This window comes from Limnobacter humi (assembly GCF_024518835.1).
Lineage (GTDB): Bacteria > Pseudomonadota > Gammaproteobacteria > Burkholderiales > Burkholderiaceae_B > Limnobacter > Limnobacter humi.
On record NZ_JANIGO010000004.1, the window covers coordinates 241,732 to 257,671 of the forward strand.

Annotated in this window: 11 protein-coding genes; 4 read left to right on the plus strand and 7 right to left on the minus strand. The window is 55.0% G+C overall.

Going from position 1 to position 15,940, the window contains the following annotated elements; all coding sequences use genetic code 11:
* The first annotated feature begins 208 nt into the window (after positions 1-208).
* Positions 209-418 (plus strand): cold-shock protein, encoded by a 210-nt coding sequence (locus tag NQT62_RS12805; protein WP_256765114.1) that lies wholly within the window; start codon positions 209-211, stop codon positions 416-418.
* A 63-nt stretch (positions 419-481) separates the two neighbouring features.
* Here the strand turns inward: NQT62_RS12805 and NQT62_RS12810 are convergent, their stop codons facing one another.
* Both NQT62_RS12810 and NQT62_RS12815 read right to left on the minus strand, forming a co-directional pair.
* A complete protein-coding gene (locus NQT62_RS12810; protein WP_256765115.1) occupies positions 482-2,425 on the minus strand; it encodes a hypothetical protein in 1,944 nt (647 codons plus the stop codon).
* Between the two features lie 108 nt (positions 2,426-2,533).
* Positions 2,534-3,304, minus strand: coding sequence for a sulfite exporter TauE/SafE family protein (locus NQT62_RS12815; RefSeq protein ID WP_256765116.1), 771 nt, complete (start codon positions 3,302-3,304; stop codon positions 2,534-2,536).
* Between the two features lie 240 nt (positions 3,305-3,544).
* Between NQT62_RS12815 and NQT62_RS12820 the strand changes: the two genes are divergently transcribed.
* From NQT62_RS12820 to NQT62_RS12830, 3 genes are all read left to right on the plus strand, one after another.
* Positions 3,545-6,871 (plus strand): PAS domain S-box protein, encoded by a 3,327-nt coding sequence (locus NQT62_RS12820; RefSeq protein WP_256765117.1) that lies wholly within the window; start codon positions 3,545-3,547, stop codon positions 6,869-6,871.
* A 105-nt stretch (positions 6,872-6,976) separates the two neighbouring features.
* The gene (locus tag NQT62_RS12825) at positions 6,977-8,608 is read left to right on the plus strand and encodes a methyl-accepting chemotaxis protein (RefSeq protein WP_256765118.1); all 1,632 of its coding nucleotides are present in this window, start codon (positions 6,977-6,979) and stop codon (positions 8,606-8,608) included.
* 92 nt (positions 8,609-8,700) lie between these two features.
* Positions 8,701-10,371, plus strand: coding sequence for a cation:proton antiporter domain-containing protein (locus NQT62_RS12830; RefSeq protein WP_256765119.1), 1,671 nt, complete (start codon positions 8,701-8,703; stop codon positions 10,369-10,371).
* Here NQT62_RS12830 and NQT62_RS12835 read toward each other — a convergent pair.
* Genes NQT62_RS12835 through NQT62_RS12855 form a run of 5 tightly spaced genes read right to left on the minus strand, consistent with a single transcriptional unit; the run spans position 10,368 to position 15,421 of the window.
* Complete coding sequence (locus NQT62_RS12835; RefSeq protein ID WP_256765120.1) at positions 10,368-10,796, minus strand: type IV pilin protein; 429 nt, start codon at positions 10,794-10,796, stop codon at positions 10,368-10,370. The two genes, NQT62_RS12830 and NQT62_RS12835, sit on opposite strands and share 4 nt — an antisense overlap.
* The gene (locus NQT62_RS12840) at positions 10,793-11,332 is read right to left on the minus strand and encodes a hypothetical protein (protein WP_256765121.1); all 540 of its coding nucleotides are present in this window, start codon (positions 11,330-11,332) and stop codon (positions 10,793-10,795) included. The genes NQT62_RS12835 and NQT62_RS12840 overlap by 4 nt, the downstream gene beginning before the upstream one ends.
* An 11-nt stretch (positions 11,333-11,343) precedes the next feature.
* Complete coding sequence (locus NQT62_RS12845) at positions 11,344-13,950, minus strand: hypothetical protein (protein WP_256765122.1); 2,607 nt, start codon at positions 13,948-13,950, stop codon at positions 11,344-11,346.
* Positions 13,951-13,967: 17 nt separating this feature from the next.
* A complete protein-coding gene (locus tag NQT62_RS12850) occupies positions 13,968-14,822 on the minus strand; it encodes a type II secretion system protein (RefSeq protein ID WP_256765123.1) in 855 nt (284 codons plus the stop codon).
* The gene (locus NQT62_RS12855; protein ID WP_256765124.1) at positions 14,819-15,421 is read right to left on the minus strand and encodes a prepilin-type N-terminal cleavage/methylation domain-containing protein; all 603 of its coding nucleotides are present in this window, start codon (positions 15,419-15,421) and stop codon (positions 14,819-14,821) included. Before NQT62_RS12855 ends, NQT62_RS12850 begins: the two co-directional genes overlap by 4 nt.
* Positions 15,422-15,940 lie beyond the last annotated feature (519 nt).

The window sequence follows — 15,940 nt, forward strand, 5'->3', positions numbered from 1 at the left end:
AAAACTTTTGTGAAGAAAAAATGACCTGATCTGAAAAAGGAGCTTGACAGTCCTGTGGAATACCCTAAACTGCTGATAGCAAAAAAAATTTGGCGCTACTTTAGGTCAGTTCAATTCAGGCGTTTCAGTCTAGCAATTCGTTCTGTTTCTCGAGATACCCCCGGTTTTTTCGCTATTTTGTTCAATTTAGAGATCCAGGAATACAGCTATGTCTGAAACCCTCAAAGGTAAAGTAAAGTTCTTCAACGAATCCAAAGGTTTTGGTTTCATTTCCCGCGACGGCGGTCCTGATGTGTTCGTACACTTCAGCGCCATCCAGGGTTCTGGCTTCAAGACACTGGCCGAAGGCCAGGAAGTGTCCTTCACTGTGACACAAGGTCAGAAAGGACCTCAAGCCGAGAACGTTGTACCTCAGTAATTTCAGGCACAGCACTTTGCGAAAAGCCCGCTTCATGCGGGCTTTTTTATTGGGTGGGCTCGGTCAGCGCCACTGCAAACGCTCCCGTTTGGACAACGCTGGCCCAATTCGCTGAAGATTGCCACGCCAGCCTTCTGCCAGAAATGCAGCCTTGGCCAACACCACCGCTGGCATTGTTACCCCTGCCACCATCACCATCTGCAGTGCGGTGCTGATCACACTGAAACCCAATATCCACGAACCCTGTCCAAATGGCTTTAATGGAAACGGCACGCCGCTGATTGGCCCCTGACCGGAATACGCCACGCCGTGCCCGCCTGCCAGGGGCAAAATCAGGAAGGCATCCACCACCGCCCATATGGCGCTGGAGAAAAAACGCCCCACGCTGAACGACACCGCCCTGGATTGATGACCTCGCCACTGGATGGATTTCTCGCGCCCCGGCAGGTCCACATTGGGCAAGAGTTCTGTCAGCCGGCCAAATGCCCATGCGAACGGACGAGTCAGCTGATAATTGGTCGATAGCAACACACCATGGCTGAACACCCGCAGGCCTTCGGCCACGCGTGCGAAAAACACGGTCACAGGACCATACTGGTGATGGTTGGCCAGGATTTGATCATTGGAACCAATCCATTTCAACATGTGCTCTGGTTTGTTCTTCAGCTGCTCCCGAAGAGCGGGTTGTATGCCTTCCTGGCCCGAGCGGATGGCCCGGGCAATGCCATGCTGGCTGATTGCATCGGCCCCGTGCGCGAACTTGCCCAAGGTGCTGGTCCGTGCCTGTTTGAACCAATCCTGAATGTCGGTACGAACGTCATTGTGGCGAGTCGGGTCCACCGCATCCAGGCGTGCATGCTGAATCAGATTGGTTAGCGCCAGGATGTCTTTTTCCCGGGCCAGGCGGTGTTTGGAATGAACATCGTTTCGAATGCGGTTGTGGGGCACCTCATCGGGCAAATCAAAATGCCTCACATTCAGGTAGCGCCCCATGGTTCGATCAATCGCCTGGCAAGCTTCTGCGTCTGTTGTGACCGAACGCACCGCCTGAATCAAGGCATCCACCAGGATGGGCTCCGGAGTTTTTGTGTGTTGCGCGTGAACACAGCGGTGTGGGGGTATTTTGCGGCGAAGGGCGCGGTTGACTGCCATCCGGGCACCGGGTTTCTCGATCATCTCGCGCACCAGTTTGAGCAGGCGCTGACTGTGCCGGGCTTGTTCTTGTTGAACCCAGTCGACGGTTTGATCGCTCAGTGGGCTGCGCTGCGCGGTGGCAGCGGCCAAGGCAGCACCACCCAGTGAACACAGGGCAGCCACACCGGTGACGGCGTTGTAACTGCCCAACGTGCCCACCACGGAACGGCCCATGGATGACGCCATGGCGCCAGCAACAGGGCTGCAAGCATTGGTCAGGCAGGTGCTGATCATGGCCACCACCGGAAACACCGGAAATACCAATGTAAAAAATGCCCTGACCTGGCTGCCCATGGCGCTGTCGTGCCGATTGGGAACGGTCAGGTCCTTCATGATTTGCAACAACATGCCCGTGGGAGCTGCGCCCAATTCACCCACGCCATTGCACCATTTGGCAACCCGGGAAAAACGAGCCGCCATGCGGTTGCGTGCTGTTGCTTGGTGGGTGGCTTCGGCAAACAGTGCGCGGTTGAATCGCCGGAAGTCCTCTCGGTTCAGGCGCAACTGCAACCCTTTGTCCTGCTTCAAATCGGGTTGCACACCATTGCTGGCGGCCAGATAATTGGCGGACCACAGGGCACAGGAGTTCAGCTGTCGTGATTCAAAGTCGGCTCGCCGATAACGGGCCTGGGCATTGTTACCCATGACCATGTTTTTCAGTTTGGCGGTCCAGCTCAGGGTGATGCAACGGCCATCGGGCAGCGCTTTCAGGCCCGCCTTGAGCAGGACATGGGATTTGCAATCGGACAGTGAAAACGTGTCAACCGGCGCTAATGAGCCCGGATGGTGTCCGCAGACTGATGTGGAAGGCATTGTGTTCAGTACACCCTTAATCTAAGTGGCCGGGTTGAACTGACAGGTTTTTTTCTTTACCTTGCCACACCGCCATACGGGGTGCAAAAACTGGGGTGGCTGCTTACCTCAGGCGAGGTATATTTTGTTGAAGTACACCCCAGTCAGTATCAATCCAACCAGCACGATTCCGGCCCTCAACCAGTTCGCTGGAATGCGGCGCGCCACCACCACGCCCAAATAGGCACCCAGAGCGGCTGCAATCACCATGACCACGGTGTGGGTCCACCAGATGGACCCCGCCACAATGAAAGTGACCGATGCCACGGAATACACCACGGCCGACAACCCGTTCTTCAAAGCATTCAATTCGTGCACATCGTCGATGCCTTGAATGGCCAGGCTGGCGAGCATCAAAATGCCCATGCCGGCACCAAAGAAACCACCGTAGACACTGACCAGGCCCTGAACCAGCAGGCCTGCCACACCGAATTGATGCTGACGCTGGCCGCCCAGCCGGGATGCCAGCCTGGACAAGGGTTTGCTCAATGCAAACAGGCCCGTGGCCAGCAACAGCAGCCAGGGAATCAGTTGATTGAAGAGGCTGTCATGGGTCAAGAGTAGCAACCCCCCACCCAGCAAACCACCCAACAGGGCCACCACGGCCAATGGCACGGCATGGGCTTTGTAACGGGCCATTTCGTGCCGGTATGCCCAGGCCCCAGCCAGGCTGGCTGGCCACAACGCCACGGAATTGGTGGCGTTGGCAATCACCGGGGGAACCCCCACGGCCAGCAACACCGGGAAGGAAAAGAAGGTTCCACCACCGGCCACCGAGTTGACGGCACCTGCAAAAAAAGCGCCCAAAGCGATCCAGGCAAAATCCAACCACTGCGACATTGTCGTCCTCTTTGCGCATGACCAGCCGGCCATGGCCACATTTCTTTAAATACGTTGTCTTGCATGCTAATGGAATACCCGCACCGGTCCCAGTGGGCAAAACCCCCATGTCAAAAAAGGGGGGGGATTTCATTCCCTTCTCGCTGGATCGGACAGAACCCATGCAACGCACAATGCTTCTGGGGATAGTGGGATTGCAACACTTGTTAGCACATTGAATTTTCAAGACGGATTTGTCCGGTGAACAAAAAAATCTATCGACACCAACGTTTGCTTGCCTTGGCGGTTCTGACCGTTCTGGCGACAGGCTTGTTGGGCATGTCGATTGCCGATTACCAGCGATTGCATACTCAGGCTGTTGACTTGAGCCAAAAGCAATTGCGCCTGCTTCATGATGGTGTTCGTGATGAAATGCTGCACATGGAGCGCAGCATGGACGCCAGCACCGACCTGCTGCTCAACGAACTGCACAGCAACGCGCCCGGCGGCATCCAGAACACCCTGAACCAGTTGATGGATACACTGCCCACAGTGAGCACCATTGTGTTGCTGAGCGACCAGGGTACCGTGCTGGGCAGCCTGCAGCGCAAAAACAGCGACACCGATGTGCGCCTGCTTCAACAAGCCTTAAGGGACCGCAGCAGTTGGCCGACCGACTTCCGAGCCCTGTCGGTCAACACGACAACAGCGGGACCCGTGTTGATGGTTCAGCACCCCTTGATAGACCGGGATGGCAAGACAGCGGGTATTCTGGCCATGGGCGTGAACCGCGCCTACCTGGCCACCCGAATGCAGGCCATGCACATGGGTTCGGAAGTGTCCTCTGCGCTGTCGCTGGACGATGGTCAATTGCTGACCCTACAACCCGACATCAAAAACCCGCCACGCTGGCTGCGGGAGCTGGAAGGCACCATTACCACGGCCGAGACACCGGACAATGCGCCGCGCATTGGTCGACAGCACAGCCTGTATTTTCCGAACCACTTGCGGGCGACCACCCACCTTCAACCGGGCAACCTGCACAATGCCCAGTGGCCAGTTCAATTGACCATCTGGGTGGACTATGAACCCACGCAGGCAATCTGGATGCGAGACAGCCTGATTCTGCTGTGTGGGTTTGGTCTGTTCACCGGGCTGACGATGCTCGCCATCCGGCAGTCCAACCGACACCACCTTGAGCAGGCTTTGTTGGAAGATCAAGCACGGCAAACAGCGCTGTATCAACGTGAACGTTTTCACCTGGCCACCCAAAGTGCTGGTATTGGCGTGTGGGAGCTGAACCTGGATGACCGGTTGGTGCGTTGGGATGACACCATGCTGTCCATCTATGGCGTGGCTGATGCGGTTCAACTGCTGACACTGGAAGACTGGATGACCCATGTGGTGCCGGAGGACCGTCAACGCGTGCATCGAACCCTGACCCAGGCTGAACGCCGTGATGAGGCCTTTGAATTCCACTTCAATATTCTGCGCCGCAACGATGGCGTGGTCCGAAACATCCAGTCTCGGGCCAAAGTGCACCGCGATCAACATGGGCGCGCCTTCCGGTTGGTGGGCGTGAATGTGGACATCACCGTGCAGCGCCAATTCGAAGCGGCGCTTCGGGAAGCCGAAGAGCGCTTTCGATCGTCCTTTGAATGGGCAGCCATCGGCATGGGGATACTGGGTGCCAAAGGCCAGTTTCTTCAGGTCAACGACGCACTGTGCACGACCTTGGGTTATTCACAGTCTGAATTGTTGTCGATGAGTTTTACCTCAGTGACGCATCCAGAGGATGTGGATATTCACAAGCCTTGGGTGCGCGAGGTGTTCAAGCACCTGCGCAACAGCTTCCAGCTGGAGAAGCGTTACATCCACAAAAACGGCGCGGTGGTGTGGGTGCACCTCAGCGTATCGGCTGTGCGCGACTCTGCAGACCGTGTGCTGTATTTCATCGCCCATGTGCAGGACATTACCGAGCGAAAACGTCAGGAAGCGGCGCTGATTGAGCGGGAACATTTCTTAAGAACATTGTCAGAATGCTTGCCTGGTTTGGTGTCGTATTGGGGCACAGACCTGCGATGTCACTTTGCCAACAAGAACCATGAAAAATGGAGCAATTTGCCGTCGGACAGAATCCGGGGACTTCACCTGCGCAAGGTGATGGGTGAGGAAAACTTCCTCCAGCACAAGGAGCACTATGATGCGGTGATGCAGGGCGAACGGCGGCGGTTTGAAAAGAAAAAGGCCCTGCCCACCGGTGGCTATGCAGACTTGCTGGTTCACCTGATTCCGGATGTTCTCTATGGCCGGGTGGAGGGTTTCTTTTCGATTTCCACGAACATCACGGACTTCAAAGCCCAGCAGCGCGAACTGGAGCGCATGAACAGTGTGCTGACTGAACGAACGGAACAGGCCGAAGCGGCCAACAAGGCCAAGGGTGCCTTTCTGGCCAACATGAGCCATGAAATTCGCACCCCCATGAACGCCATCATGGGACTGATACAACTGATGGAAGACATGGATTTGCCCATCCAGCAGCGCGACTACATTCGGAAGATCGGATCGGCCGCCGATGTGCTGCTCAATGTGCTCAATGACATTCTGGACATCTCCCGGGTGGAGGCCAACAAACTGGAATTGAATTTGGGTCGTTTTGATCTGGACCAACTGCTTAACCAAAGCATTGACCTGTTCTCATATCGCGCGGATGAAAAAAACATCCGGCTGTTCTGCACGAAAGACCCGAGCTGCCCGGTCAGCCTGGTTGGTGATCGGTTAAGGCTTGCGCAGATTCTGAATAACTTGTTGTCCAATGCACTGAAATTCACCGAGAAAGGTCACATCCATTTGCAGGTCAAACCACTGCAAGGTGGGGAATTTTTGCAGTTTTCCATCAAGGACACTGGCATCGGGATGAACAGGGAACAGTTGACCGAGCTGTTCAAGCCGTTTAGCCAAGTGGACAACAGCTCATCCAGAAAATACGGCGGTGCCGGTTTGGGTTTGTCAATTTGCAAAAGCCTCACTGAATTGATGGGCGGGGAAATGGGGGTGGAGAGCACGCCCGGGGAAGGCACCCTTTTCTTCTTCACCGTGCCGTGTACCACACCCGACTTTCAGCGGCATGCACTGTTGCCTGAACTACTGCAGCACAAACCCATGACGACAGGCCAGGCCGCAGAACCCGCCACCACCGCGGACGGCCCGCTGCAAGTCAAACAGGTTTTGGTGGTGGATGATCACAAATTGAACCGCATGGTGGCCTCGGAAATGCTGAAAAAATGGGGTGCGGTGGTGGACCTGGCCGAAAACGGCTTGCAAGCTGTGGACGCCTGCGCCCACAAAACCTACGACTTTGTGCTGATGGATTTGCAAATGCCGGAAATGGACGGCTTTGCAGCCACGCATGCCATTCGACAGGCCATGGGCGACAGGGCTCCCCGCATTGTTGCGGTGACCGCGTCCGCCAGTGAAAAAGACCGCATTGAAATTCTTCGGGCGGGCATGTGCGAGCATGTGATCAAGCCCTTCAAAAAAGAAACGCTGATTCGCATCCTGATGGAAGCGGACACAGCATCCGAATAATGCCCCCCAAAGCGGGTGGGTCACCCTTTTAATCCATGACAAAGCCGATGGGCAAACAGACAATCGGGCTGTTGTCATCAAAAAATCCACACAGGTGAACCTTCCATGAAAACCTTGAAAGCCAAACTGGCCCTCAGCTTTGCGGCCCTGATTGTTCTGTCGGCCATCACGGGAGTCGTCGGACTGATCAGTGCCCGCAATATCCAAACCAATTCCGCCATGAATGTGCACACCTATGAGGTGATTAACACTGTCTCCGGTTTGCGGGAAAGCATCATCAACATTGAGACTGGGCAACGCGGGTTCTTGCTGCGGGGTTATGAGGACTACCTCAAGCCTTACCAGGACGGACAGGCTTCGGTAACGGAAAACCTCTCACAAGGCATGAAACTGACCGCCGATAACCCAGCCCAGGTTGAGCGATTCAAACAATTTCAGGAGATTTACACCGGTTGGCTGGAGCGCGTGATCAATCACCTCATTGACACTCGGCGCCAATTGAATCAACAGAAGGTCAGCCAGGCTGATTATGACGAGGATATTCGAAGCGTCAGCTCCAAACCCCACATGGACAAGATGCGAGAAATTCTGGGTGCCATTGAAGGCGAAGAACAGCGGCTGCTGACGTTGCGACAGAAGGCGAGCGAGGACGCCTATCAGTCTTCCATCGTGAGTGTGGGTGTGGCCATGGGCCTGGCTGTGCTGCTGGGCCTGAGCAGCTACCTGTTGTTTGCCAAACTGTTGCAGCGAAAACTCAGCACGGCCAATGCCCACATTCAGGCCTTGGCTGAAGGCAATTTGAGCCAACGCATTGTGGCTGGACAGGACGATGAAATTGACGCCATTTTGCAGGCCCTGCACGCCGCCCAATTAAACCTGAACCGGCTCATGAATGGCTTGCGGGTATCGGCCCATGCACTGGGCAGCAGCGCCGAGCAAGTGGAACAGTCGTCTGGTAGCATGGCGCAGGCCAGCAATCAGCAGGCAGAGGCCACCTCATCCATGGCTGCGGCGGTGGAAGAATTGACCGTCAGCATCACCCAAATCACCGACAACTCGGAAGATGCAGCTCAAACAGCCCTGCAGGCCAAAGCAGCTGCTGATGAGGGCCAGCTGAAACTGGGCAAAGTGGTGGATGGCATTGCACAGATTGCCAAGGCGGTGGAGAACAGTGCCACTGCCGTGAAGTCGCTGGAGCACCAGTCCCAGTCGATTTCCGAAATTATTTCAACCATTACCGAAATTGCCGAGAAAACCAACCTGCTGGCTTTGAATGCAGCCATTGAAGCAGCACGGGCTGGTGAACAAGGCCGAGGCTTTGCGGTGGTGGCCGATGAAGTTCGAAAACTGGCCGAGCAAACCAAGGGTTCGACTGACCGGATTTCGGGCATGGTGTTTGAAATCCAGCGCATTACCGGTCAGGCAGTACAGTCCATGGGCTCATCGGTTGAGCTTGTTCAAGACGGCATTGCACAGGCCGACCTGGTGACCACCACCATCGATGACATCAAACGCAAGGCAGACCGGGTCAGTGAAGCCATCCGGGCCATTTCAGTGTCCATGAAAGAGCAGTCCAATGTGAGTGTGGACATTAGCCGCAATGTGGAACGGGTGGCCCAAATGACCGAAGAAAACACGGCGTCGGCCACACAAAACAAAGCGGTGTCTGCGCATTTGCTGCAGTTGTCCAATGACCTGATGCAATCGGTTGCCTCATTCAAGACCCAATCCGCCTGAACAGGGCTTGGCAACTTTCCGGTGATCTTGGGGTCTAGCGGGAGGATGTGGTACAACACATTCATCCCCAAAACCCCGACTCACTGGAAACAATGCCCCACGACGTCCCCCTGATTGCTGCACTGGCCTTCGGTTTTGGCCTGGCCCTGGTTTTTGGCTACCTGGCTGAACGGCTGAAGGCGCCCGCGCTGCTGGGCTACCTGATTGCCGGCTTTTTAATTGGCCCTGCCACACCGGGTTTTGTGGCCGACGCGCAACTCACCAACCAGTTGGCTGAAATCGGCGTCATGCTGCTGATGTTTGGTGTGGGCATGCATTTTTCCCTCAGAGACTTGATGGCCGTCAAAAACATCGCCGTTCCCGGCGCTGTGGTTCAGATGGCAGTGGCCACTGGCATGGGGATGTTGGTGGCGCACACCTGGGGCTGGCCGGTGGGAAAGGCGCTGGTGTTTGGCTTGGCCCTGTCGGTGGCCAGCACGGTGGTGCTCCTGAAAGCCCTGGAAAGCCGCAACATGCTCAATTCCGTCAATGGGCAAATTGCGGTGGGATGGCTGGTGGTGGAAGACCTCGCCATGGTGTTGGTGCTGGTGCTGCTGCCACCGCTGGCTGGTGTTCTGAAAGGTGGGGTGTTGGGATCGGCCAGCAGCATCGCACTGGAACTTGGTGTGACGCTACTGAAAGTGACCGGTTTCGTGGCCTTGATGTTGGTGGTGGGCAAACGGGTGGTGCCCAAAGTACTTTGGAAAATCGCCCAGACAGGTTCCCGTGAGCTGTTTACGCTGTCTGTGGTTGCCTTGGCGGTGAGCTTGGCCTTTTTGGCTGCCAAACTCTTTGGGGTGTCGTTTGCGCTGGGCGCCTTCTTTGCTGGCATGGTGATGCGGGAAAGCGAACTGAGCCACCGGGCGGCTGAAGAATCACTGCCCCTGCGGGATGCATTTGCCGTGCTGTTTTTTGTGTCGGTGGGCATGCTGTTCCAACCCCAGGTGGTGGTGGACGCGCCGCTGCGGGTGCTGGCGGTGGTGGGCATTATTGTGCTGGGCAAATCCCTGGCTGCCGCGCTACTGGTGCTGCTGTTCAAATACCCTTTGAAAAGCGCACTCGTGATTGCGGCCAGCCTTGCACAGATTGGTGAATTCTCATTCATTCTGGTGAGTTTGGGGCTGTACCTGGGTTTGGTCGATCAGGCGGTGCAAAGCCTGGTGGTGGCCGGTGCCATTTTGTCGATTGGACTGAATCCCCTGGTGTTTTCCGTGTTGTCACCCTTGCACGCATTGCTGCTGCGTCGGTTTGCCGTGTTTCGACGCCTGAACGCCCGCGGACACGACACCGAGGCATTGCCGACCCAAACCGATGAACGGTTTCTGGGGCAGCATGTGGTGGTCATCGGTTACACCGCCCTGGGGCGGCAGGTCATCCGGTTGTTGGAGCAACAAGGTTGTGCGGTGGTGACTGTGGACACCAGTCGCGACCTGGTTCGAAAACTGCGGGATGCCGGCAAGGCGGCGGTGGCCGGCGAATTGGCAGACCCATCAACCCTGGTGCAAGCCCACATTGCCAAAGCCAACCACCTGGTGATTGCAACCGGCGACATGCCATCACTGGGACAAATCATTGAAAATGCCGTGTTGCTAAACCCTGCCATCCAGGTGCATGTACAGGCTTACTCCAGCGACGAAGCAGCAGCCTTGAGCCAGATGGGACCCGTCAATGCTTACCGGTCAGAGCAGGCCATTGCCGCCATGATCGGGCGCGCCATTTACTAGAGACACCGACGGGTTGAATCCGCGTTGGATGAATCCTGGCTGGTGGTACTTGTAATACCACCATCGACCACCATCCTGTACACCTGGCAGGTTTCGTCATAGCCTGGGTTGCGGGCTGTCAGGGTCAGGCTGTATTGCCGAAAGGCGGTTACAGCGGGCACATCCAGCTGCAGATCAAAATAGTCGCTGTTGGAAGCCAAACCAGCAGACTGAAGGCTGGACAATGTGCCATACACGCCATACCGGTCCCGGTAACTGATTTGATTCATCGCCACCTGCCGAAGCAACGAACTGGCCTCCACCCGCATGCGGTGGCGGTTAAACACGTCAACACCGCTTAAAGCAATCGTGGCCACAACACCAACGATGGCCAGCGCGATCATCAGTTCCAGTATTGTAAATCCGTGGGTGTGTTTGACGTTCATAGCGGTTTGTAAACACTGATGTACATGCTGTCGGTTTGACGGCCAGTGTTGTCTTGTTGGTTGAGCAGGCCTGCATTTTTCAGGGCATTCCAGGAATAATTCAAGGTGATGAACACCAAGCCTGGCGTTTGCGCCGATGAATTCAAGTCACAGCCGTCGAGCTTAAAATTGAGCGTGCTCGCATCCGAATTGAAATTTTTATTCCACAGGGTGAACACTGTGTCGGCCTGCTCGCCTGAACTGGCTTGCCGTTGCTGGGTGACCATGGCCTGGCAGAAGGTTTGAAGGTTGTTGGCCCAGACATCCGGCGCGGTATCACGTGCAATGTTGAGGTCTCCCGCATATTGGTAAAGGATGTAGGAGTATTCCTTCACCGCCTGGCCAATTTTGTCTCGGCCTGCCACACTTTGGTCCAATGTGCTCAGCGAGAGCGAGGCCGATGTGGCGGCATACACCACCATCACAATCAAGGCACTGGACAGAATACTTTCCAGCAAGGCCAGACCTTTTGAATAACGCACGCGGTACAGTCCCATGCCGGCTTACCTCAACGATCAAAAAACTGTTGCTTGATTAACACTTTGGCTTTGGCACCGGCCGACTGCCGCAACACCTCACAGGTGACCGGTGGCGTGTCGCACACCTGAACAGCGGTGGTGGACGATCCACCAGTTCGACTGGTTGAAATGCAGTCACTGACTTTTCCGGATGCACCACTGAACAGGTAGAAGTCGCCACTCATTTTGTAAGGGCCGGATTCGCGCTGACCATTCACGAATGCATCAGATCCCGGTGTTAGGTCCGATGAACATTTTTTGTACCGCGGTATGCCCCACCAGCGGCGAGGCGCCAAAGCCAGCCCCCGATTTTTCAAAATCAAGTTGCCAGTGACCACCAGGTTGGCATTGAGCGACACATCCTCGGCGATCAGGTTGCCCAACACGATGATGAGCTGTGCAGCGGGGTATCGAAGGTATTTCCAGTACACCCCATCGGTTCCACGCGCATCAATCACCACCACGGCATTGTCCAGCATGCTTTGAGCGCCGCTGTAGGGCGACATGCACGGCCGCTTGTTGTCTGAAAAACACCCTGCAGTGCCCCGTGTACTGCGCGGGTTGTTCCAATAATCCCGCACCCAGTGTGTGCTGGTGGTCAAATAGGATTGATGGTTCAAGGCAGTCGGCCGTGTAACCAGCAAATCGTAGGTTTTTTGCCGCAGATAGTCCGGGTTCATCAAAGCCGCCGTGTATTTCTGCTGGTAGCCGTTGGGGCCGGCGATGAACGTATTCCAACCCTGACTCAATTGATTCATCTGGTTGTTATAGTTGTTGGTGTTGTCGCGGATTGCGATGTCCAGTTGATCGTTCAGGTTTTGCAACTGTTTGTTGTAGGTTTTTGATTTTGGATCCAAGGCTGCTTTGTCAGCCTCGAATTGCTGGTTCAATCGTGTCTGTGTATTGACCAGGTCCCGCCCCAGGCGGGCCTCTCCATCGTTGTACGACTGAAGACGGTTCTGGAAATCGTTGAAGGCCCCGCGGTCGACCAGCGATACTGGATCAATGCATCCGCCATTGAGGCTTCTGAAATTGGGGCTCTGACCGTAGAGATCATCGCAATATTGACGGTTGTCAAGGCCGGGAACCCCGTCGTAATAACCACTGCCGTTGTCGTGTACCACATTGTTGAGCGTGACTATGCCGCCCGACTGATCGGTGTAGGTCAGTGTGCTCTTTGATCGTTGTCGCACATCCACCAGGTAATACACCACACCCACTTTTTTCCAGTCGTTTTCGTCATTGCTGACCGAGCCGCTTTTGAAAATTCCTTGCGCATTCTTTTGAGCATTCTCAATGGGCAACATGCTGTTGAGGTCGATCCGCACACCGTCTCTGCTAACGGTTTTTACATCCGAATAATTCAAGGCCAGGAAATGCTTCAATACCGCATCGGAGGAGCGCAAATTTTGTAAAAACGGATTGCCGTTCAAACTGGGCAAATTCTTCGCCAGCAGAGTTTGTGTGGGACGTATACGAGCACCATCCAGCAAATCCGGATTCTCGTCGGCATAGGCGACATTCACATTCACCGGGCCGGCGCTGCTGTCAGACAGCTTGCCATTGGATGACAGATTGGTGCCATAGACATTCAATTCAATGTCGCGCGTCTCGGGCACATTGAGCCGATAGGGGTTACTGGCAGGTGCCCGCGGAATGACGGAACCACCGATCTCCATGGGCTGAAAGTACGGCATGGGAGGCATGTTTTTGGCGCCCATGTAGAGCGCATTTTCCGAAAAGGAAATACCGATTCGGGTCTTGAAACCTTCCACAAGCATTTTCGAAGAATCGGTGCCATTGATGACATCGCCCAGCACGGTCAAGGGTGCTTTCCACATGGCCCGTTCGTCGCGGATGCGGTTCGGATTGGCACTGACTTTTCCGGAATAGGCGTCCCCGGTTAGAAATCCTCCCACGCTGCGCAGGTTCAATGGCTTGAACTCATAAGCGTCATTCTGACCACATTGCTTGAAATTGATTCGGTCATCTGACGAGCTGACGGTGGTCTCCACGGTTTTGCAAATGGGTTGGCCGGTGGTGCATTGGGTGGTATCCACCGCGGCGGGGTTGGGCGTCAGGCTGCCCCGCATTTCGCGCAGCGCACACAACGGGTCAGCACTGCCTGTGCAGTTGTACGTGCCAGTAATCCTGAAATACAGTTTCCAGCTTTCAGGGGTGGGCTGCTCGCAGGGGTTGGTCGCATCGCCCAATGCTGCGTAAATCTGGATGCCATCCAATGTGCGGGTATTTTGTACCACGGCACGAAAACTGATCGGCTGTAAATTGCCGGGTGGGGGGTTACTGCCGCCACACACACCTGCATTGGTGTTGGGGAACTGCTGTTGTACCGCGCTAAGTCGCCCTTGGTCCAGGGTATTGAAAAAGGCGACCAGTTGGTTCAACCCCTCCTGTGCATTGAGCTGCGCCTTTGCTGTTGCATAATTGTTTTCACTGATGTTTTGGTGCAAAAACAAATTCGAACTGCGGCTCAATGCAATCACGGACAACAGGCCTGCCACAGAGGCGGCCACCAACATGGCTGCCATGCCCAACTGACGAATGCGTGACCGCTGTCCTGAATTTTCAAAGCCCATGATTACAAACCTGCCTGTCAGTCGTTGGTGCTCGCATCGTTGATGCAAGGTCGATTGGTCAACGGGATGATCGACACGTCGGAAAAGGACGCTTCCCGATCGGTGCTGCTGTTTTGAACATCAAACTTGTAATAAAGCGCGATGGCGTTCAGACCATTGACGCCCGGGGAACATTTGGTGGACGGATCCGAACCAATCTGGTTCACGGGCAAGACGCAACCTTGGGGCGGGCCGTGCTGTATGAAGCTGCTCATCCCAGCGTTGTCTACACCACAGGCGCTAAATGAATTCAGCCCATAGACCTCCGTGTTGTTCATCAAAATCCATTTGCCCTGTGCGATGCCAGTCGGTGCCGTGTTAAACGGGGTGGTGCACACCGTGGCCAGGGTGGTTTCAATCAACTCGGTTTCGTTCCATGGCACCTCGGCATAAAAGTATTCCAGGCGGTTGCCATAGCCCCGATACACGGCAATCCGGATCACGGATCGGTCATTGCTCACCAGTTGTCCCGAGGCGGCCGAGGCCACGCACTCTTTGTGAACCAGGCCTTGCGCGTTGAAATTCGGCGAACTCAACGGTGTGCATTCGGACGGATTGCTGGCGTTGCTACCGTACTGGCACACGTAAATGGAGTAACGGCTGGTGGTTTGAATATCGCCGCTGCCAGCGGCTGAAATATCACCCCGAAGGTTTTCCTTCAGGGACAACAATGTTCTCAAATTGTTGGAGATTCGGAGCTCGTTGGCACGCTGAACCAAACCCGGAATGGAGTCGGCCACGGCGAGCAAGCCAATGGAAATCAAGGCCAGTGACAAGGAAATTTCAATGAGGGTGAGGCCCCATTGAAAGGGTTTGCGCAGAATATGTTTCATGAGTTTGTCATGATGCTGACCATGCCTGAACGCTCCACTCGCAAGGTCCAAACACCGGGTATCGTGGCACCGGGCGAATACAGGTAAAGGTAGGTGTTGGCCATTTGTTGCGAGATGATTTGTTGTTGCCCATCCATCAAAAACCCACTGCCACCGAGAAACAACAAATTGGTGGCTGCTGTGGTGGGACACTGACCGTTGGCAGTGACAGTCTGGCTGGGCAGTACAAACGACAGGTCCGAAAACTCGGTTTGTTGCACGGTGTAATCGTTGGTGTTTTGACTGGGATTGGGCTCGGTGCAGGCCAGGTCGTAATCCCGGCGGGATGGTCTGAACATGGCTGCTTTCAGCACGCAGCGCTGCTTTTCTCCCACATTCACCGTGCTGTTCCACATCCGAACACAGGTGTTGCTGGTGGACTTGACCGCCAGGGTTCTCGCACTTTCCAGCAAATCAGCCACGCCGGTTACCTGAAAAGCCAGTGAGGCCTGCCCGTTGCCGCGCTGGGTCAGCATGGGCAACGCAGCAGCGCTGATGACCGCGATGACGGCAATCGCGATGGTCAGTTCAATGATTGAGAATCCAAGATTTCTTGCCATGCTGGTTCACCGGTGTTTTGATGAACAATAGGTGAATCGGCACGCGGTCCCTATCCCCTCTCTGGGGGCCGTGAATGGTTAGCTCGTGCGATGGTGGGCTTGTGAAGTTGTTGGGCACAGACAAGGGCATTACTAAGCAAATGACCCAAAAAAATATTTTAGACGGCTTGACAGGCCGTTTCGTATAAAACAACAGGCTAGTCGGTTCTTAGACGGAGTTTAACCTTTCTAAGATACCGACTATGCCCAGACCTAAAAAAGTTAATTGAACCGCCCCGGATTTTGAGGAGGCTCCGTTATTTGAGACAATGGAGTCATCATGAACAAGACACGAACCAAATTTACCGCCGAAGTGCGCGAGCGAGCTGTTCGCATGACGCAGGAAGCCCGCAAGGATTGGCTGTCTGCATTTTGAGCGCAGCCATCCACTTGTATTGCCCGGTAAATAGCAGAGTTGACATCGATGCAAAAAAAATTGTAACGGATTGATAAATGCAATTCACTTTGATTAAACGCTCT